General features: G+C 54.9%; 19 protein-coding genes and 1 pseudogene. 14 read left to right on the top strand and 6 right to left on the bottom strand.

The features are described from left to right. Positions 1 to 2: 2 nt before the first annotated feature. On the bottom strand, positions 3 to 1,130 hold the full coding sequence (locus tag HV213_RS27585) for a slipin family protein (protein ID WP_181484044.1): 1,128 nt from the start codon (positions 1,128 to 1,130) through the stop codon (positions 3 to 5). Between the two features lie 100 nt (positions 1,131 to 1,230). Here HV213_RS27585 and HV213_RS27590 point away from each other — a divergent pair, with 100 nt between their 5' ends. From HV213_RS27590 to HV213_RS27605, 4 genes are all read left to right on the top strand, one after another. Then, on the top strand, positions 1,231 to 1,575 hold the full coding sequence (locus tag HV213_RS27590) for a hypothetical protein (RefSeq protein ID WP_181484045.1): 345 nt from the start codon (positions 1,231 to 1,233) through the stop codon (positions 1,573 to 1,575). 2 nt (positions 1,576 to 1,577) lie between these two features. Then, positions 1,578 to 3,158 carry an RNA repair transcriptional activator RtcR gene (gene rtcR / locus HV213_RS27595; RefSeq protein WP_181484046.1) on the top strand — a complete coding sequence of 527 codons (1,581 nt, stop codon included), beginning with the start codon at positions 1,578 to 1,580 and terminating at the stop codon, positions 3,156 to 3,158. Positions 3,159 to 3,459: 301 nt separating this feature from the next. After that, complete coding sequence (panS, locus tag HV213_RS27600) at positions 3,460 to 4,401, top strand: ketopantoate/pantoate/pantothenate transporter PanS (RefSeq protein ID WP_181484047.1); 942 nt, start codon at positions 3,460 to 3,462, stop codon at positions 4,399 to 4,401. Positions 4,402 to 4,644: 243 nt separating this feature from the next. Beyond that, a complete protein-coding gene (locus tag HV213_RS27605; RefSeq protein WP_110277236.1) occupies positions 4,645 to 4,917 on the top strand; it encodes a YjbD family protein in 273 nt (90 codons plus the stop codon). Here HV213_RS27605 and rluF read toward each other — a convergent pair. Beyond that, positions 4,914 to 5,783 (bottom strand): 23S rRNA pseudouridine(2604) synthase RluF, encoded by an 870-nt coding sequence (rluF, locus tag HV213_RS27610; RefSeq protein WP_110277237.1) that lies wholly within the window; start codon positions 5,781 to 5,783, stop codon positions 4,914 to 4,916. The genes HV213_RS27605 and rluF overlap by 4 nt on opposite strands. A gap of 424 nt (positions 5,784 to 6,207) precedes the next feature. Between rluF and HV213_RS27615 the strand changes: the two genes are divergently transcribed. From HV213_RS27615 to HV213_RS27650, 8 genes are all read left to right on the top strand, one after another. After that, positions 6,208 to 7,155, top strand: a complete 948-nt coding sequence (locus HV213_RS27615) for a sugar-binding transcriptional regulator (protein ID WP_181486510.1) — start codon at positions 6,208 to 6,210, stop codon at positions 7,153 to 7,155. A gap of 71 nt (positions 7,156 to 7,226) precedes the next feature. Further along, complete coding sequence (locus tag HV213_RS27620) at positions 7,227 to 8,030, top strand: SDR family oxidoreductase (RefSeq protein WP_181484048.1); 804 nt, start codon at positions 7,227 to 7,229, stop codon at positions 8,028 to 8,030. Between the two features lie 9 nt (positions 8,031 to 8,039). Further along, entirely contained in the window at positions 8,040 to 8,447 is a 408-nt protein-coding gene (locus tag HV213_RS27625; RefSeq protein WP_181484049.1) for a mannose/fructose/sorbose PTS transporter subunit IIA, read from the top strand. Then, entirely contained in the window at positions 8,447 to 8,941 is a 495-nt protein-coding gene (locus HV213_RS27630) for a mannose/fructose/sorbose PTS transporter subunit IIB (protein ID WP_181484050.1), read from the top strand. Before HV213_RS27625 ends, HV213_RS27630 begins: the two co-directional genes overlap by 1 nt. 65 nt (positions 8,942 to 9,006) lie before the next feature. After that, positions 9,007 to 9,804, top strand: a complete 798-nt coding sequence (locus HV213_RS27635; protein WP_112215915.1) for a PTS mannose/fructose/sorbose transporter subunit IIC — start codon at positions 9,007 to 9,009, stop codon at positions 9,802 to 9,804. A gap of 11 nt (positions 9,805 to 9,815) precedes the next feature. After that, positions 9,816 to 10,640, top strand: a complete 825-nt coding sequence (locus HV213_RS27640; protein WP_105889496.1) for a PTS system mannose/fructose/sorbose family transporter subunit IID — start codon at positions 9,816 to 9,818, stop codon at positions 10,638 to 10,640. Positions 10,641 to 10,818: 178 nt separating this feature from the next. Further along, positions 10,819 to 12,051: an L-sorbose 1-phosphate reductase gene (gene sorE, locus HV213_RS27645; protein WP_181484051.1), complete on the top strand. Its 1,233-nt coding sequence runs from the start codon at positions 10,819 to 10,821 to the stop codon at positions 12,049 to 12,051. Beyond that, positions 12,044 to 12,853, top strand: coding sequence for a shikimate 5-dehydrogenase (locus HV213_RS27650; RefSeq protein ID WP_142514416.1), 810 nt, complete (start codon positions 12,044 to 12,046; stop codon positions 12,851 to 12,853). Before sorE ends, HV213_RS27650 begins: the two co-directional genes overlap by 8 nt. Before the next feature lie 57 nt (positions 12,854 to 12,910). On the opposite strand, the gene HV213_RS27655 is transcribed toward HV213_RS27650, so the two are convergent. Then, a complete protein-coding gene (locus tag HV213_RS27655) occupies positions 12,911 to 13,873 on the bottom strand; it encodes an IS110 family RNA-guided transposase (RefSeq protein WP_197975051.1) in 963 nt (320 codons plus the stop codon). 426 nt (positions 13,874 to 14,299) lie between these two features. Here HV213_RS27655 and HV213_RS27660 point away from each other — a divergent pair, with 426 nt between their 5' ends. After that, positions 14,300 to 15,457 carry an integrase core domain-containing protein gene (locus HV213_RS27660; protein ID WP_181482744.1) on the top strand — a complete coding sequence of 386 codons (1,158 nt, stop codon included), beginning with the start codon at positions 14,300 to 14,302 and terminating at the stop codon, positions 15,455 to 15,457. 78 nt (positions 15,458 to 15,535) lie between these two features. Here HV213_RS27660 and HV213_RS33820 read toward each other — a convergent pair. Then, positions 15,536 to 15,625, bottom strand: a pseudogene (locus HV213_RS33820) (type II toxin-antitoxin system CcdA family antitoxin); the annotation flags it as partial. Positions 15,626 to 15,773: 148 nt separating this feature from the next. Continuing rightward, on the bottom strand, positions 15,774 to 15,965 hold the full coding sequence (locus HV213_RS27670; protein ID WP_228288579.1) for a hypothetical protein: 192 nt from the start codon (positions 15,963 to 15,965) through the stop codon (positions 15,774 to 15,776). Between the two features lie 495 nt (positions 15,966 to 16,460). Here HV213_RS27670 and HV213_RS27675 point away from each other — a divergent pair, with 495 nt between their 5' ends. Beyond that, positions 16,461 to 16,634, top strand: a complete 174-nt coding sequence (locus HV213_RS27675; protein ID WP_181484053.1) for a hypothetical protein — start codon at positions 16,461 to 16,463, stop codon at positions 16,632 to 16,634. A gap of 52 nt (positions 16,635 to 16,686) precedes the next feature. Here HV213_RS27675 and HV213_RS27680 read toward each other — a convergent pair whose 3' ends face one another. Continuing rightward, entirely contained in the window at positions 16,687 to 18,228 is a 1,542-nt protein-coding gene (locus HV213_RS27680; RefSeq protein WP_181484054.1) for a DHA2 family efflux MFS transporter permease subunit, read from the bottom strand. Positions 18,229 to 18,237 lie beyond the last annotated feature (9 nt).

The following is an 18,237-nucleotide window of genomic DNA, read 5'->3' on the forward strand; positions in this document are numbered from 1 at the left end:
CGTTATCCTTTTATATTGACCAGACCATGCAGCACCTGGTCCAGGCCGCCAAAGACTGAGATTTTATCGATACGCTCCGCGACTCTTTCCAGCGTTTCCAGCTCTTTTAAGCGCAGCGCCACCGGGTTGTTTTCCATCACCTTCGCGGTGTTCAATAGTGAGCGGGTGGCGGCGGTTTCTTCACGCCGACGGATCACATTCGCCTGCGCCGACTTTTCCGCCTCGACCAGCTGCGACAAAATCGCTTTCATATCGCCCGGCAGCACAATATCTTTCACCCCCAGGGACGCGACTTCGATACCAAAGGGCGTCATGCGGGATTTCACCTGCGCGCTCACCACTTCATCAATCACCTGCTTATCTTCCAGCAGCTCGTCCAGCGTGCGCGTCCCTACCGCTTCACGCAGCGCAAACTGCAGCTCGCGATACAGATGGTCCAGCGGCTTCGTCAGCTGGCAGTAAGCCTGCAAAACGTCGTTGTAGCGCCAGTTCGCCGCCAGATTCAGACGCAGATTCACTTTATCTTTGGTCAGGATCTCCTGTCCGCCGACCTCCAGTACCTGTAAACGGGTATCGACCACTTCGGCTTCGACCAGATGATTAACCTTCCAGTAAGCAGACAGGCCCGGCGGCAGTAACGGCTGCGTCTCACCATCGATTTTCAGCACCCCGACGTGCCATGCAGGGACCGACACGGTGAGGATCGACTCACGGCCTTTTACCGCGCCGCTACGTCGAGGCTGCAATACGGCATTCATCACCGCAGTCGGAACCTGAACCTGCTGAGTGTCCATGCGTATCAGCTTCATATCCTCACTGGCGGGCCAATATAGACGACGCGTAGAGGGCGACAAAATTTCCTGCAACACACCGTTGTTGTACAGCGCCCCGGTTTCGGTATCCGTCAGATCCGCCGCCAGGCAATAACGTTCAACCCACACAGGCTGAAACTGACGTAAATACTCCGCCAGCGCTTCCGGCACTTCGCTACCGTCCATGTTGACGATCAGCACCTCAGGGACGTTAAACCACGGCAGGCGGTGCGTACCCGCTTCCAGAACCTGATAGTAGTCACCCTCACGGGATAAAAGACCCAGTTGACCTTTGCGTATCGTAACTTTCTTCGTCATTTTTTATTCCTTTAAAAGTTAATCAGGCGCGGATGCAGGGGCGAAGCCGCAGGGGAATTCCCTTTTGCCTGCGGCCCGGCGTCTTTACCGGCGGCCTGTTTTGGGGGTTGCTGACAGCTCAACGCCCCGTTTTATTTCTATGATTAACAACCAGTTTTCATTCGGAGATGAAATTGGGAATCGAACCCGTGGTGGTCATCGGCTGACGGAACACTTCCGGAAAACAGCCTCTGCCGTTCCTGAGGTGCCGGCGGGGTTTAACCCCCTGCGTTTTCAGCGTATTGACGAGAGAGTTATTGCCAGATGCGTGCCAGAAAGAAAAAATGGCGAAATTATTTTTTATCTGATTGATTTTAATTGTTTTATTTTAAATCTCATTTTTAAGCATTGCCGCCAGAAAGTAATTTTTTTATCTTTAAATATCGACACTTATCTTTTGGGATAATCATGAAGAAGCGGCGGGTAGTGATTGGCGTACTTGGAACGGTACTGGACAAGCGCGGTAAGCGGGCAAATCGATTAAAAAAATGGCGGCCCACCGTTGGACTATGCCAGCAGGCAGATTTTCCCGTCGACAGGCTGGAACTGCTCCATCAGCCGCGTGATGAAAGCATGGCGCAAAGGTTGATTGAAGATGTGGCTCTGCTTTCACCCCATACCCAAGTGCGGCCACATACGGTCGAGATTAACGATCCGTGGGATTTTGAAGAGGTCTACGCCGCCTTCCTCGATTTCGCTACCCATTACGAGTTTGATACCGAGAACGAAGAGTATCTGGTGCATATCACCACCGGGACTCACGTGGCGCAGATTTGCTGGTTTCTACTGACGGAAGCCCACTATCTTCCCGCCAGCCTGCTGCAAACCAGCCCTGCACCGAAAGGTTCGTCAGATGAGCTGATCGCGGCTGGCACCTGCTCGGTTATCGACCTTGATTTAAGCCGCTACGCCACGCTCACCAGCCGCTTTCAGCGCGAGCAGCAGCAGTCAGTCTCCTTCCTGAAGGCCGGTATTGATACGCGCAACCCGACGTTTAATAAACTTATCGATCGTATTGAGCGCGTGGCGATCCGATCGACCGATCCGATCCTTCTCACTGGCCCAACCGGTGCCGGTAAGTCTTTCCTTGCCAAACGTATTTTTCAGCTTCGTCAGTCACGCCATCAGGTTGCGGGCAGTCTGGTGGCAGTAAACTGCGCCACCCTGCGCGGAGACAACGCCATGTCCACGCTATTTGGTCATGTAAAAGGCGCGTTTACCGGTGCGCTGACGCCGCGAGCGGGCCTGCTGCGCGAGGCCGATGGCGGAGTGTTGTTTCTCGACGAAATCGCCGAGCTGGGGCTGGATGAGCAGGCTATGCTGCTAAAAGCGATTGAAGAGAAAACCTTTTTCCCGTTTGGTTCCGATAAAGAGGTCTACAGCAATTTCCAGCTAATTGCCGGTACCCATCGCGATATGCAGCAATGGGTGGCGGAAGGTCGTTTTCGCGAAGATCTCTATGCGCGCATCAATATGTGGCGCTTTGCCCTGCCGGGCCTGGCGCAGCGGCGGGAAGATATCGCACCGAACGTAGAGTATGAATTACAGCGCTTTGCAAACGAACGGCAAACGCAGATTCGTTTCGATAAAGACGCCCGCGAGCGCTATCTGACTTTTGCCTGTTCGCCGCAGGCGCAGTGGCGGGGTAACTTTCGCGAACTTGGGTCGTCCGTCGCGCGAATGGCAACCCTGGCCGAGCAAGGGCGGATTACGCTCGCTCTTGCACAAGAGGAGATGGCGCTCTTACAAGAGAGCTGGCAGCTCACCACATCTTCTCCTGATATCGAAATGGAAATCGATCTGTTCGATCGCCGCCAACTGGAAACCGTTCTGGAGGTGTGCCAACGCAGCGCTTCGCTGTCCGAAGCCGGACGCGAGCTGTTCGCCGTCTCCCGTCAGAAAAAGGCCAATCCCAATGATGCCGACCGCCTGCGCAAGTATTTAGCCCGCTTTGGGCTGAGCTGGGAGAGTATCCGCAGTGGAACATGAACATAATTAGTTTGAATAATATTCCTTAGCACGATAAACAATAGCTATGGCCGGGCTCGATCCCGGCCTGTTTATACCCGTCATACTTCAAGTTGCATGTGCGTTGGCTGCGTTCGTTCACCCCAGTCACTTACCAGAGTAAGCTCCTGGGGATTCGCTCACTTGCCGCGTTACTCGGCCTATGGCCTCGCCCCTTCGGGGCCAGCGCAAGCGCTGTTCAAGGCACAAGTGCCTTGTCCTGCAACTCGAATTATTTAGGGTATATAACAAGCAAACACAACATACGTGCAAGGAAAACAACATGCTCGCCACGCTTACGCGGCTGTTCCCATTATGGGCGCTGCTGCTCTCGGTTATCGCGTATTACACGCCATCCACTTTCACTCCCATTGGCCCCTGGGTCCCGACGCTGCTGATGCTGATTATGTTCGGCATGGGCGTTCACCTGAAGGTGGACGACTTTAAACGCGTCCTTTCCCGCCCGGCACCGGTAGCTGCGGGGATTTTTCTGCACTATCTGGTGATGCCGCTCGCCGCCTGGCTGCTGGCGCTGATTTTCAATATGCCGCCGGAGCTCTCCGCCGGGATGGTGCTGGTCGGCAGCGTTGCCAGCGGCACGGCATCCAACGTCATGATCTACCTGGCTAAAGGCGATGTGGCACTGTCGGTCACCATCTCGTCGGTTTCCACGCTGGTCGGCGTGGTGGCAACGCCGCTGCTGACGCGCCTTTACGTCGATGCACATATTCAGGTGGACGTGATGGGAATGTTGCTCAGTATTCTGCAAATCGTGGTGATCCCGATTGCGCTGGGACTGGTGGTTCATCACCTGCTGCCAAAAGTCGTAAGGGCGGTAGAACCGTTCCTCCCGGCCTTCTCAATGGTTTGTATTCTGGCGATTATCTGCGCCGTGGTAGCCGGCTCCGCTTCGCATATCGCCTCCGTGGGCTTTGTGGTAATCATCGCGGTTATCCTGCACAACACCATCGGCCTGCTCGGCGGCTACTGGGGCGGACGACTGTTTGGTTTTGATGAATCCACCTGCCGTACGCTGGCGATTGAGGTAGGGATGCAGAACTCAGGTCTGGCTGCCGCGCTGGGGAAAATCTACTTTGGTCCGCTGGCTGCGCTGCCAGGCGCGCTGTTCTCAGTCTGGCACAACCTGTCCGGCTCGCTGCTGGCCGGTTACTGGTCAGGGAAGCCGATTGCGGATGAATCGCGTAAAACGGGAAAAGAGAACTAGCAGCCCGTAATCTTCCCGGCTTGCGCTGCGCTTAGCCGGGCTACAGGTTTACCGCCGTCTGCGGTCCAGTAGCCCGGGTAAGGCGTTTACGCCGCGACCCGGGATTTCCGCAGTCTGCGGTCTGGTAGCCCGGACAGGTGCACAGCACCGCCTCCGGGATTTTCCTGGAGGCGCAACAATTTACCGTGAGACGTCTGCCCCTTTACCGTACACTGAAGTCATCGGCTAACTGAGGGCACCACTATGGCACTCCCCCGCATTACCCAAAAAGAGATGACCGAGCGCGAACAGCGCGAACTGAAAACCCTACTTGATCGCGCGCGCATTGCGCATGGCCGTCCGCTGACTAACGCGGAAACCAACAGCGTGAAAAAAGAGTACATCGATAAACTGATGGTTTTACGCGAAGCAGAGGCAAAAAAAGCCCGCCAGTTGAAGAAAAAGCAGGCTTATAAACCGGACAGTGAAGCATCGTTTTCCTGGTCGGCAAGTACGCCGACGCGCGGCAGGCGTTAGCGCCCTTTCTTTTTGCGCCCCGGCTGAACAAAACGTTTACCGTTCGACGCCGGGCGTGATTTCTCGGCCGTCTTTTCGATTGCCACCACCGGGCGTTTAATCCCCGCCGTTTTCGGCTTCGCTTTTGCCTTCGGTTTCGCTTCTGAAGAAGACCCTTCAATCAGCTTAAACAGATCGATCAGCTCATCATCCGTCAGATCGCGCCATTCCCCCAGCGGGATCCCCGTCAGGCTGACGTTCATAATCCGCGTACGTTCAAGCTTCATCACTTCATAGCCAAAGTGTTCGCACATGCGACGGATCTGGCGATTCAGCCCCTGCACCAGAGTAATGCGAAAGACAAACGGCGCTTCTTTTTTGACTTTACACTTCTTCGTGACCGTCCCGAGGATCGGCACGCCCGCGCCCATGCCGCGGATAAACTCATCGGTCACCGGCTTATCGACGGTAACCAGGTACTCTTTTTCGTGATCGTTACCAGCGCGCAGGATCTTGTTAACCAGATCGCCATGATTGGTCAAAAAGATCAGCCCCTGGGAATCTTTATCCAGACGACCAATCGGAAAAACGCGTTTGCTGTGGTTAACGAAATCGACGATGTTGTCGCGCTCGCCGTCTTCGGTGGTGCTGACAATGCCAACGGGTTTGTTCAGCGCAATCAGCACTAAATCATCCGCTTCACGCGGCTCAATCAACCGGCCATTGACCTTCACCACGTCGCCAGCTTTGACCTGGTCGCCAATGGTGGCGCGCTTGCCGTTGATAAAAACGTTGCCTTGTTCGATAAAGCGATCGGCCTCGCGGCGCGAGCAAATTCCGCTTTCGCTGATGTATTTATTGAGTCGGGTTGACGAGTCGGGCAGCATAACTTCTCCTGAAACACTTCATCCTTCAAGTTGTTCGGGCGCTCACTCTCTTGCCGCCTTGATAAAACTTGAATGCTTTTATGTTTAAAAAGCGAAATATACCCTACCTTGCGAACGATAAAAAATAATCGCGTACTCGCTGCCTGGCACTAAATGTGATCTATCGCGCCTTTCAACACAAAAGTGTTCATTTAAGACCTCTGCAACTTTGACCGGCGAAATAAAGCAGAATCAGGCCTTTAGCACCACCAGCACAAACGTGCTGTAAACCATCTACTCACACATCAAATGTGCAACAGAAACCGCCAGTACATCGTCATGAAATAGATGAAAATTGCTTTGAAGTACAGCATCGATAGGGTTATATCAGATCAGAACAGCAAATATGTGATTTGCACAAATGTGCAGGAGTCGAAAGATGACGATGGAAAATAGCGACGATATCCGCCTGATCGTGAAAATCGCCCAACTCTATTACGAGCAGGATATGACCCAGGCGCAGATTGCCCGCGAACTGGGGATTTATCGCACCACCATCAGCCGTCTACTGAAACGCGGTCGCGAGCAGGGCATCGTCACCATCGCTATCAACTACGACTACAACGAAAACCTGTGGCTTGAGCAGCAGCTCAAACAAAGATTTGGCCTCAAAGAGGCGGTAGTCGCCACCTGCGACTCTCTGCTGGAAGAGGATCAGCTCAATCTTATCGGTCAGCACGGCGCACAGTTGGTCGACAGGCTGCTGGAGCCGGGTGACATCGTCGGATTTTCCTGGGGACGCGCGGTGCGCTCACTGGTCGAAAATCTGCCGCAGGCCAGTCAGTCGCGCCAGGTTATCTGCGTACCGATTATCGGCGGCCCGTCCGGCAAACTGGAGAGTCGCTACCACGTTAATACGCTGACCTATGGCGCGGCGGCGAAGCTAAAAGCCGAATCGCATCTCGCCGACTTTCCGGCGTTGCTTGATAACACATTAATTCGCAACGGTATTATGCAGTCCCAGCACTTTAAAACGATTGCATCGTACTGGGATAACCTCGACGTCGCGCTGGTGGGGATTGGTTCTCCGGCGATCCGCGATGGCGCTAACTGGCACGCGTTTTACGGCAGCGAAGAGAGCGACGATCTCAACGCCCGCCAGGTGGCCGGTGATATCTGTTCACGCTTTTACGACATTGATGGCGGGATGGTAGAAACCGCCATGAGCGAAAAAACGCTCTCTATTGAGATGGCGAAACTTAAGCAAGCACGTTATTCCGTAGGTATCGCGATGGGCGAGGAAAAATACTCCGGTATTCTTGGCGCATTAAACGGGAATTATATTAACTGTCTGGTGACGAATCGAGAAACCGCTGAGTCATTACTGAAGTAAATTTCAAGAATATGATTTCACGCAGCGCTGCTGCGGGGGATCCCTTTATCTAAAGAAAACAGGAGTCGATAATGGAAACGTGGTTAAATTTAAAAGACAAAATTATTATTGTTACCGGTGGCGCATCAGGAATTGGCTTGGCCATTGTCGATGAGTTGTTAGCCCAGGGCGCAAATGTGCAGATGAGCGATATTCACGGCGGTGATAAACATCAGGACGGTGAAAATTATACTTTCTGGCCGACCGATATTTCCAGTGCCAGCGAAGTGAATAAAACCATCGACAGTATCATTCAACGTTTTGGCCGTATTGATGGTTTGGTAAATAACGCGGGCGTTAACTTCCCACGCTTATTAGTCGATGAGAAAGCCCCGGCCGGTCGTTATGAATTAAATGAAGCCGCATTCGAAAAAATGGTCAATATCAACCAGAAAGGCGTGTTCCTGATGTCGCAAGCGGTGGCTCGTCAGATGGTCAAACAGCGCGACGGCGTGATCGTTAACGTCTCGTCGGAAAGCGGGCTGGAAGGCTCCGAAGGCCAGAGCTGCTATGCCGCAACCAAAGCCGCGCTGAATAGCTTTACTCGCTCCTGGTCGAAAGAGCTGGGCAAACACGGCATCCGCGTTGTAGGCGTTGCGCCCGGCATTCTGGAAAAAACAGGACTGCGTACGCCGGAATACGAAGAAGCGCTGGCCTGGACCCGCAGCATCACCGTTGAACAGCTACGCGAAGGCTACACCAAGAACTCAATTCCGATTGGTCGCTCAGGTCGCCTCTCTGAAGTCGCTGATTTTGTTTGCTATCTGCTCTCAGAGCGCGCCAGCTATATCACCGGAGTAACCACTAACATCGCGGGCGGAAAAACGCGCGGCTAAGGAGGAAAAATGGTTAATGTCATCTTCTGTGCCCACGGCCAGTTGGCCTGCGCCATGCTCGACTCGGTACGCATGGTCTACGGTGACGTCAACGTCAACGCCGTGGAATTTATCCCCGGCGAGAACGCGGGGGATATCGCCACAAAGATCGAAAAGTTAGTAAGCACTCACAGTGATGAGCAATGGCTTATTGCCGTCGATTTACAGTGCGGCAGCCCGTGGAACGCCGCCGCCGGGCTGGCGATGAGCAACCCGCGGCTTCGGGTCATCAGCGGCCTGTCGCTACCGCTGGCTCTGGAACTGGTGGATAACCAGCAAACGATGAACGCTGACGAACTGTGCCAACACCTGGAGACCATCGCCAGCCAGTGCTGCGTCACATGGCGGCAGCCGGAAACCGTTGAGGAGGATTTCTGATGAACATTACGCTCGCCCGTATCGATGACCGTTTAATTCATGGTCAGGTCACCACCGTGTGGTCAAAAGTGGCCAACGCCCAGCGAATTATTATCTGTAATGACGATGTTTATAACGACGAAGTTCGCCGTACGTTACTTCGCCAGGCCGCACCTCCGGGCATGAAGGTTAACGTAGTGAATCTCGAAAAAGCCGTCGCGGTCTATCACAATCCGCAATATAAAGACGAAACGGTTTTTTATTTATTCACTAACCCGCAGGACGTATTAACCATGGTGCAGCAGGGCGTGAATATAGCGACCCTGAATATTGGCGGCATGGCCTGGCGACCGGGTAAAAAACAATTAACCAAAGCGGTGTCATTAGACGAAGCGGATATTAACGCCTTCCAGCAACTGGATAAACTGGGCGTTAAACTTGATTTACGCGTCGTGGCCTCCGATCCATCGGTTAATATTCTCGACAAAATAGCTGAGCAGTCCGTTACAGAATAATAAATCGCGCCTGTAGTGATATGCCGTAACAGGCAGGGATTCTTATACCCTCAAGGTGACAAATTATGGAAATTAGTACCCTACAAATAATAGCCATATTTATTTTTTCCTGTATTGCCGGGATGGGCAGCGTGCTGGATGAATTCCAGACCCACCGCCCATTAATCGCTTGTACCGTCATTGGCTTAATTCTCGGGGATTTAAAAACCGGGATTATGCTCGGCGGCACCCTGGAGCTCATTGCGCTGGGCTGGATGAACGTCGGTGCGGCGCAGTCTCCGGACTCGGCGCTGGCCAGTATTATCTCGGCCATCCTGGTGATTGTCGGCCATCAAAGCATCGCCACCGGGATAGCTATCGCGCTACCGGTCGCCGCCGCGGGCCAGGTGCTCACCGTGTTCGCCCGTACCATTACCGTGGTGTTCCAGCATGCGGCGGATAAAGCAGCAGAAGAGGCGCGATTCGGGACCATCGATCTGCTGCACGTCTCAGCGCTGGGTGTCCAGGCACTGCGCGTCGCTATCCCCGCGCTGGTGGTCTCGCTGTTCGTCAGCGCCGATATGGTCAGCAATATGCTTAACGCCATCCCGGAATTCGTCACTCGCGGTCTGCAAATCGCTGGCGGTTTTATCGTCGTGGTCGGCTACGCCATGGTGCTGCGCATGATGGGCGTGAAGTATCTGATGCCCTTCTTCTTCCTCGGCTTCCTCGCGGGCGGTTACCTCGACTTCAGCCTGCTGGCCTTCGGCGGCGTGGGAGTCATCATCGCGCTGATTTATATCCAGTTGAACCCGCAGTGGCGCAAACCTGAACCACAGGCCGCGGCCACCTCTTCCACCGCCCTTGACCAGCTTGACGACTGATGGAGCCCAACATGGAACAGAGAAAAATTACCCAAGGCGACCTGGTGAGCATGTTTCTGCGATCCAACCTGCAGCAGGCGTCATTCAACTTCGAACGTATTCACGGGCTTGGCTTTTGCTACGACATGATCCCGGCCATTAAGCGTCTCTATCCGCTGAAAGAGGATCAGGTTGCCGCACTGAAACGCCACCTGGTGTTCTTTAACACTACCCCGGCGGTCTGCGGCCCGGTCATTGGCGTAACGGTGGCGATGGAGGAAGCACGGGCTAACGGCGCGGCTATCGACGATGGCGCAATCAACGGTATCAAAGTGGGCCTGATGGGCCCGCTGGCCGGGGTTGGCGACCCGCTGGTGTGGGGGACATTGCGACCGATTACCGCCGCCCTCGGCGCATCGTTGGCGCTCTCCGGCAATATTCTTGGCCCGCTGCTGTTCTTCTTTATTTTCAACGCAGTACGTCTGGCCATGAAATGGTACGGGCTGCAGTTGGGCTTTCGTAAAGGGGTCAATATCGTCAGCGATATGGGCGGCAACCTGCTGCAAAAACTGACCGAAGGGGCCTCCATTCTGGGCCTGTTTGTAATGGGCGTGCTGGTGACCAAATGGACCACCATCAACGTGCCGCTGGTGGTTTCACAAACGCCGGGCGCCGATGGCTCGACCGTCACCATGACCGTGCAAAACATCCTCGATCAGCTCTGCCCCGGCCTGCTGGCCCTTGGCCTGACGCTGCTGATGGTGCGTCTGCTTAATAAGAAAGTGAACCCCGTATGGCTGATTTTCGCCCTGTTTGGTTTAGGGATTATCGGTAACGCGCTGGGCTTCCTGTCCTGATTATTCCGCCCCGGCGATGCCGGGGCTACTTCAACAAGTTAGCCCCAAAAGATTTCGCAGTACGGCAAGGCGGCAACTGAACGTATCCCTGGGAGCGTAGATTCACTACGTGACCAGGGTGCGTGAAGGAAGCCAACACAGCCGTAATGCGAAAGATGAAGGGGATGAGGTGGTAAACATGCAAACAACAACAGCCCTGCGCCTTTACGGCAAACGCGACCTGCGCCTGGAAACCTTCGAACTCCCGGCGATGCAGGATGATGAAATCCTCGCCCGTGTGGTCACCGATAGCCTGTGCCTCTCCTCCTGGAAAGAGGCGAATCAGGGAGAGGACCATAAAAAAGTGCCGGACGATGTAGCGACCAACCCGATCATCATCGGCCATGAGTTCTGCGGTGAAATTATCGCCGTCGGTAAAAAGTGGCAGCACAAGTTTCACGCCGGTCAGCGCTATGTGATTCAGGCCAACCTGCAGTTACCTGATCGCCCAGACTGCCCCGGCTATTCATTCCCCTGGATCGGCGGCGAAGCGACCCACGTGGTGATCCCTAACGAAGTGATGGAGCAAGATTGTCTGCTCTCATGGGAAGGCGATACCTGGTTTGAAGGCTCGCTGGTGGAGCCGCTCTCCTGCGTGATTGGCGCGTTCAACGCTAACTACCATCTGCAGGAAGGGACCTATAATCACACGATGGGCATTCGTCCGCAGGGACGCACGCTGATCCTCGGCGGCACTGGCCCGATGGGGCTGCTGGCTATCGATTATGCGCTGCATGGCCCGATCAACCCGTCGCTGCTGGTGGTGACCGATACCAATAAGCCAAAACTCAGCTATGCGCGTCAGCACTACCCATCCGAACCGCAAACGCTGATTCACTATCTTGATGGCCATGATGCCAGCCGCGAAACGCTGATGGCGCTCACCGGTGGTCACGGTTTTGACGATATTTTCGTTTTCGTCCCTAACGAACAGCTCATCACCATGGCTTCATCGCTGCTGGCTGCTGACGGCTGCCTGAACTTCTTCGCCGGTCCGCAGGATAAACAGTTCAGCGCGCCGGTCAATTTTTACGATGTGCATTACGCTTTCACCCACTATGTGGGCACCTCCGGCGGTAATACCGACGATATGCGCGCCGCCGTAGCGCTGATGCAGGCGAAAAAAGTCCAGACTGCAAAAGTGGTGACCCATATTCTGGGGCTTAACGCGGCGGGCGACACCACCCTGGATTTACCGGCGGTTGGCGGCGGTAAAAAGCTGGTCTACACCGGGAAAAACATTCCGCTCACGCCGTTGGGGAAAATTAGCGACCCGGAACTGGCGGCGATTATGGAGCGCAACCACGGCATCTGGTCAAAAGAGGCGGAAGAGTACCTGCTGGCCCACGCGGAGGATATTACTCATGATTAATCGCGACACGCTGCTGTGTATGTCCCTGGCCGGTCGTCCGGGTAACTTCGGCACCCGCTTTCATAACTATCTGTATGAAAAGCTGGGACTGAACTACATCTATAAGGCCTTTACGACCAGGGATATTGAAGCAGCGGTCAAAGGCGTGCGCGCGTTAGGTATTCGCGGCTGCGCGGTATCGATGCCGTTTAAAGAGAGCTGCATGCCGTTTCTCGACGCTATCGACCCTTCGGCGAAGGTGATCGACTCGGTTAATACCATCGTCAACGACGACGGTAAGCTGACCGGGCTGAACACGGACTACATCGCGGTGAAAAGTCTGATTGACAGCAATCAACTCGATTCCTCCGCGAAGGTAATGATCCAGGGTAGCGGCGGGATGGGCAAAGCGGTGATCGCAGCCTTTCGCGATGCGGGTTTCCGCGACGTGATTATCGCCGCCCGCAATCGCGATAATGGCCTGGCGCTGGCGAAGCAGTATGGCTTTCAATGGCAGCCAAAGCCGGAGGGGATCCCGGTGGATATTCTGGTTAACGTCACCCCGCTAGGTATGGCGGGCGGCGCGGAAAGCGAAACCCTGGCCTTCAGCCAGACGATGGTGGAACAGGCCAGCGTGGTGTTTGATGTGGTCGCCCTGCCGCCGGAAACCCCGCTTATCAAGCTAGCACAGCGGCTGGACAAGCAGGTGATCAGCGGCGCGGAAGTGATTGCCTTACAGGCGGTGGAGCAGTTTGCGCTCTACACCGGCGTGCGCCCGGACGATGCGCTGGTCGCCGAAGCCTCGGCGTTTGCCAGAGGGTAAATAGCCAGCACAATGTGCCCCCTCTCCCTTTTTAAGGGAGAGATACCGTCTTGCCGGTTATCCTGCAAGTGGTATTTCAGCGTTAAATTCATGCCCGGATTTCACCACACCATAAGCCAGCTGCAGTAATTTCCTCATTCCTGCACACACTCGCTCTTTCCCTGTCTTACCCCGGGCTGCAAGCCTTTCCATCAGGTTTTTCACCACCTTATTGCATCTTCCTGCCACTACCGCTGGCATATACAGTGCGCTACGCAGCTCTGCATGGCCCACTTTCGACAGCCTGCTTTTCCCTTTCCACATCCCTGACTCACAACGACGAGGATTCAAACCAGCATACGCCACCAGTGCCTTGCTGTTGCTGAACCGTCGCAGATTTCCTGCGAACGCCAGCAGGCTCACACTCAGCATGTCTCCTATTCCGGGGATACTTTTCAGTAGCTCCCGGTCCCGCTTCAGGTCTGGGTTATCATCGATATGCCGGTTGATTTTATTGCGGGTTTCTTCAATCAGCTCATCCAGCATCGTAACGTGTTCATTCAGGGAAGGAACGATGACTTCATCTGCTGCCTCAAGGCGGTTCATCTCCATCTGACGCATCTCTTCCAGGTTACGCAGGTGGCGTACCAGAGCCGTCAGTTGTCGTTCGCTCAGCGGCGCAGGATGCCAGGGGGCCGGCTGATACAGAGCGCAGTAGCGCGCTATCAGCGCCGCGTCGCTTTTGTCCGTTTTATTGCGGGTCAGTTCAGTGTTTGCGAACGCATGGATACGTGCCGGGTTTTCAAGGCTGACGCAGCAGCCATTATCGGCCAGCAGGGTGGCCAGTTCAGTGCTGTAGCAACCTGTTGCCTCCATGCAGACATGACAGTGACCAAAACGCGCCAGCCAGTTCAGAAATTCGCGGCATCCGGCTGGGGTATTGGCGAATTTTTTGGTTTTGTACTTCTGGTTTGGCAGCAGGACAGCAACGTCGAATTTGAGTTTGGCGATATCAACGCCGACAGGGACAAGATTCATCATGGTACTCCGTAACCTTATGAATATTATCGCCGGACCATCCTTATATGTGGGTGCTCAGGGCACAGGATACCGTTCGGTCTTGAGGCGACAGGGAAACAGGTTACCGGGGCATAATCTCTCCCGCGGGCTCAGGGGCTCCAGGGCTGGGTGATGCTCACCGGTAACCTCCCGATGATCAGTCGGGGATCTTCTCCGCCGGAACGGAGAAGGTCAAGACATAAGGGCTGGGGTGAGGGTTAACACTCAGTAAGCTATCCGGGGAATTTCCCGGAGGCGGCGCTCGACGCACCTGTCCGGGCTACCAAACCTCAGACCGCAGGGGGCGCGTAGCCCGGTCAGCACAGGGTATGAACCGGAAACATGGGTAACACTTTAGACCGGATACATGGGTAACAGTTATAACTGACATAGAAGAGGAGACTCACTATGCCCTGGACTGAGACCCGACCTATGCAACGTCTTGATTTTATCCGTGCCTGCCATGCAGGTACGGGCTCCTTCTCTGCTCTTTGCCGTCTTTTCGGCATCAGCCGAAAAACTGGCTATAAATGGCTTGAACGTTTTGACCCTTCTGACCTCTCATCTCTCTCTGACCGCTCACGCGCTCCCCACTCCCACTCCCGGACTGTTCCTGATGATATCGTCGGGCATCTGACTGCCCTGCGTCAAAAACACCCTGACTGGGGGCCTAAAAAACTGCGGATGTGGTTGCTCAATCACCATGTCGATTTTACCGTACCTGCTGCCAGCACTATCGGCGATATCCTCAAGCGTGAAGGCCTGGTCCCGGATAAAAAGAGAAAACGCAGAACACCGGGTAATCGCCAGCCCCTGACCCTCATCACTGAGAACAATCAGGTCTGGAGCGCTGATTTTAAAGGCAAGTTCAGGTTGCTGAGCAGAGAGTACTGCCATCCCTTCACTCTGACCGACAATCACAGCCGATATCTGCTGAGCTGCCGTGGAACATTCCGGGAGAGTGAATCCTTTGTCAGAGAGTGCCTGACTGATGCGTTCCTGGAATATGGCCTGCCGGAAGTCCTCAGAACTGATAACGGTCAACCCTTTGCGGGAACAGGTATAGCCGGATTAAGCCGTCTTGCCGTCTGGCTAATCAAGCTGGGCATCAGACCGGAACGTATCAGAAAGGGTCATCCGGAAGAAAATGGCCGCCATGAGCGAATGCATCGCTCCCTGAAAAGTGCGGTGAAATATGGCAACACCTTCATGACGATGGCAGAACAACAGCGGTGGTTCAGTGACTACCGGGAAGAGTTTAACCACGAGAGGCCGCATGAAGCCCTGGCAGGCGCAACGCCCGGAACGGTGTGGCAACCGTCGGGCCGACAATGGGATGGCAGTGTTCCGGAATATGTGTATCCGGCAGGAGGCACGGTCTACAGGGTGAAATCGAGGGGAACACTTTATATGGGTAAAAAGGGGGCGGTGTTCCTGAGTGAAGCGCTGACTGACGAGTACATTATGCTGAAAGAACAAGATGATGGCCTGGAAGCCATCATCTTTAATGGAATAACGCTTGCGTACTATGACCAAAAAAACCAGAGTGTGCTCCGGATAGACTAAAAAGTGTTACCTATGTTCCCGGTCTGATCTGTCACCTATGTATCCGGTCATACAGCAGCGCCACCGGGGGAGACATAGTTAAAACGATCGCTGGAAATCGCTAAATGAGCCATTTTCAGCCACCCACTGGTTAATGGCATCAATCGAACGCTGATTTTCCCATTGCCACCCGGACGCTTCATCCGCTGGTGCCCCTTCTTCTCGCGTATCTTTTTGCATAATAGGCTCTCCAGATAACATTTCTTCCTCTCAAACTTATCGTATTTCCAGACGGGTAACACGCCCCGAAGAGTCAGTCTGCGAGGCGCTTTCCAGATTAACTCAGAGAGTCGTTGGCAAAAACTTGCCGATCTGCCTTCGCTTCCAGCAGCGCCAGCGCAGGAATCAACTGGCTGATGCAGGCCAGGCTATGCCCCAACTGGCATACGCTTTCGGCGGAAAAAGGCACCGGATCTTCGTTAGCCACCGTGACAAGGCTGTCACCCAGAAAATGCAGCGTGTGGCACAACCCCGCCAGACACTCCTCGCAGCCAAAAGAGAGCGCCAGATTTTCCTCTGGGGTTAGCGGGCTAAAATCGAGATGATGGATCGCGTCTATACCCTAAATAATTCGAGTTGCAGGACAAGGCACTTGTGCCTTGAACAGCGCTTGCGCTGGCCCCGAAGGGGCGAGGCCATAGGCCGAGTAACGCGGCAAGTGAGTGAATCCCCAGGAGCTTACTCAGGTAAGTGACTGGGGTGAACGAACGCAGCCAACGCACATGCAACTTGAAGTATGACGGGTATACAAGCGGGAAATGGAGCAGATTAGCATCGGGGATCGTGGAGAAAGACTCGGGGCAGGCGTTAGTGGTACGATTAGCAGCAGCCATGGCATTACCTCGTATAATGTGGTGGTCAGAAGCTCGGTATGTGCTCGCGCACTGCCGGGCTTCGTTGTTTTTGCAAGACAGTTGAATTACATTTGTCTTACAAGTATCAATATAAAACAGGTGTCAGACACATGTCCACGGTAGAGTTTAAGAAGAAAGGCAATAAACAAATCGCGCTGCGCGTTGAGCCAGAGCTGGAAGCCGGGATATTGAAAGCCATCGCTATGGATGGCGACGCCACGGTATCAGCCTGGATTAAGCGAATTATCAGAAAAGAGTTAAAGCAGAAGGGGTTTGATATTTAAACCTCCGACGCAAACGATCAGATTGCGCCGGGGTTTAGCGTAAAGGTAAGACTTAGTGCCCGCCCGCGCCGGCCTCCACAACGCGTGAAGGGCGCGGCGCCAGCCAGATAACGCTGGCGGCGATCACAAACGCGATGCCGATACCGATCATCATCTGGTTGGTCGCCAGCATCGAGCTCTGGCCGACAATCAAACCCTCAATGGCCTGATTCACCGCATCCACCGGCATCCCGCTGTGGGTCAGCATCTCGCGTACGCTGCCGTCGCTGTCGGTTAATCCAACCAGCTCGGCGTGGTTATAGGTGATGCGATTATCCCAGACGGTGGTCACCAGCGAGGTGGCAAACGCGCCTGAGAGGGTACGGAGGAAGTTCATCAGCCCGGCGGCGGAGTCCATCTCCCGTTCCTCGACGCTGGCCAGCGCCAGAGTGGTGGTCGGGATAAAGAAGAACGGCAGCGCGAACCCGAGCACCAGCAGCGGAAGGGAGACATCCCAGAACGCCATATCGGTGTTGGCGATGGCGCGCCAAAATGAAACCACCCCCATCCACAGCACGCCCCAGAACACCAGCTTACGCGGGTCGAAACGACCGGCAGCCATCGCCACCAGCGGCGCGATCAGGAAAGAGCTGACCCCGGTCCAGGCGGTGGCAAACCCTGCTTGCGTTGCGGTGTAGCCCATAAAGTTTTGCAGCCACAGCGGCGTCAGCACGTTTACGCCAAAGAAGGCGGCAAACGCCAGGCTGATGGTCAGCACGCTGACCGAAAAACCGCGATGGCGGAAAACCCGCAGGTCCACCACCGGCGTCTCCTCGTGCCACTCCCAGATAAGAAAGGCCACAAACCCCACTACTGCCACAACGCAGAGGGTGATAATGGTATTTGATGAGAACCAATCGAGGTTTTTCCCCTCGTCCAGCATCAGTTGCAGCGCGCCCACCCATACCACCAGCAGGACCAGCCCAACCATATCAATGCCACTGCGCGACAGCTTATCGGTATAGCGCTTCAGCAGGTTCCAGGCAAAGAAGGCGCTGATCCCGGCAATCGGTGCGTTGAGGAAGAAGACCCACGACCAGCTGAAGTCATCGCAAAGATAACCACCGAGGATCGGCCCAATCACTGGCGCAACCATTGTCGTCATTGACCATAGGCCAATCGCGGCAGAGACCTTCTCACGCGGGAAGATGCGCATCAGCAGCGTCTGCGACAGCGGCATCAGCGGGCCGCCGCTCAGCCCCTGAAAGACCCTCGCCACCACCAGAATGCCAATGGAGCCGGAAATACCACAAATGATGGAGAAAACGCCAAACAGCACCATCGAGGTAATAAATACCCGCACCGAACCAAAGCGCGACGCCAGCCAGCCGGTCAGCGGTACGGTGATCGCCTCTCCTACTGCATAGGCGGTGATCACCCAAGTGCCCTGACTGCTGGCGGCCCCCAGGGCACCGGCGATATGCGGCACCGCCACGTTGGCGATGGTCATATTCAGCACGGCGATAAAGTTGGCCGTCGCCAGGATAATCGCGGCGAACCACAGCGCGGCACCGGTCAACGGCTGGATCTGCGGCTCTGCAAGAGACTGATTCATACCATCCCC

The organism is Klebsiella sp. RHBSTW-00484, assembly GCF_013705725.1.
In the GTDB taxonomy this organism is placed as follows: domain Bacteria; phylum Pseudomonadota; class Gammaproteobacteria; order Enterobacterales; family Enterobacteriaceae; genus Klebsiella.

Bases quoted from the DNA above. Each gene is read 5' to 3' on its own strand.
- HV213_RS27585 (WP_181484044.1), bottom strand. From the start codon at position 1,130: ATGACGAAGAAAGTTACGATACGCAAAGGTCAACTGGGTCTTTTATCC.
- rtcR (WP_181484046.1), top strand. From the start codon at position 1,578: ATGAAGAAGCGGCGGGTAGTGATTGGCGTACTTGGAACGGTACTGGAC.
- panS (WP_181484047.1), top strand. From the start codon at position 3,460: ATGCTCGCCACGCTTACGCGGCTGTTCCCATTATGGGCGCTGCTGCTC.
- HV213_RS27605 (WP_110277236.1), top strand. From the start codon at position 4,645: ATGGCACTCCCCCGCATTACCCAAAAAGAGATGACCGAGCGCGAACAG.
- rluF (WP_110277237.1), bottom strand. From the start codon at position 5,783: ATGCTGCCCGACTCGTCAACCCGACTCAATAAATACATCAGCGAAAGC.
- HV213_RS27615 (WP_181486510.1), top strand. From the start codon at position 6,208: ATGGAAAATAGCGACGATATCCGCCTGATCGTGAAAATCGCCCAACTC.
- HV213_RS27620 (WP_181484048.1), top strand. From the start codon at position 7,227: ATGGAAACGTGGTTAAATTTAAAAGACAAAATTATTATTGTTACCGGT.
- HV213_RS27625 (WP_181484049.1), top strand. From the start codon at position 8,040: ATGGTTAATGTCATCTTCTGTGCCCACGGCCAGTTGGCCTGCGCCATG.
- HV213_RS27630 (WP_181484050.1), top strand. From the start codon at position 8,447: ATGAACATTACGCTCGCCCGTATCGATGACCGTTTAATTCATGGTCAG.
- HV213_RS27635 (WP_112215915.1), top strand. From the start codon at position 9,007: ATGGAAATTAGTACCCTACAAATAATAGCCATATTTATTTTTTCCTGT.
- HV213_RS27640 (WP_105889496.1), top strand. From the start codon at position 9,816: ATGGAACAGAGAAAAATTACCCAAGGCGACCTGGTGAGCATGTTTCTG.
- sorE (WP_181484051.1), top strand. From the start codon at position 10,819: ATGCAAACAACAACAGCCCTGCGCCTTTACGGCAAACGCGACCTGCGC.
- HV213_RS27650 (WP_142514416.1), top strand. From the start codon at position 12,044: ATGATTAATCGCGACACGCTGCTGTGTATGTCCCTGGCCGGTCGTCCG.
- HV213_RS27655 (WP_197975051.1), bottom strand. From the start codon at position 13,873: ATGATGAATCTTGTCCCTGTCGGCGTTGATATCGCCAAACTCAAATTC.
- HV213_RS27660 (WP_181482744.1), top strand. From the start codon at position 14,300: ATGCCCTGGACTGAGACCCGACCTATGCAACGTCTTGATTTTATCCGT.
- HV213_RS27675 (WP_181484053.1), top strand. From the start codon at position 16,461: ATGTCCACGGTAGAGTTTAAGAAGAAAGGCAATAAACAAATCGCGCTG.
- HV213_RS27680 (WP_181484054.1), bottom strand. From the start codon at position 18,228: ATGAATCAGTCTCTTGCAGAGCCGCAGATCCAGCCGTTGACCGGTGCC.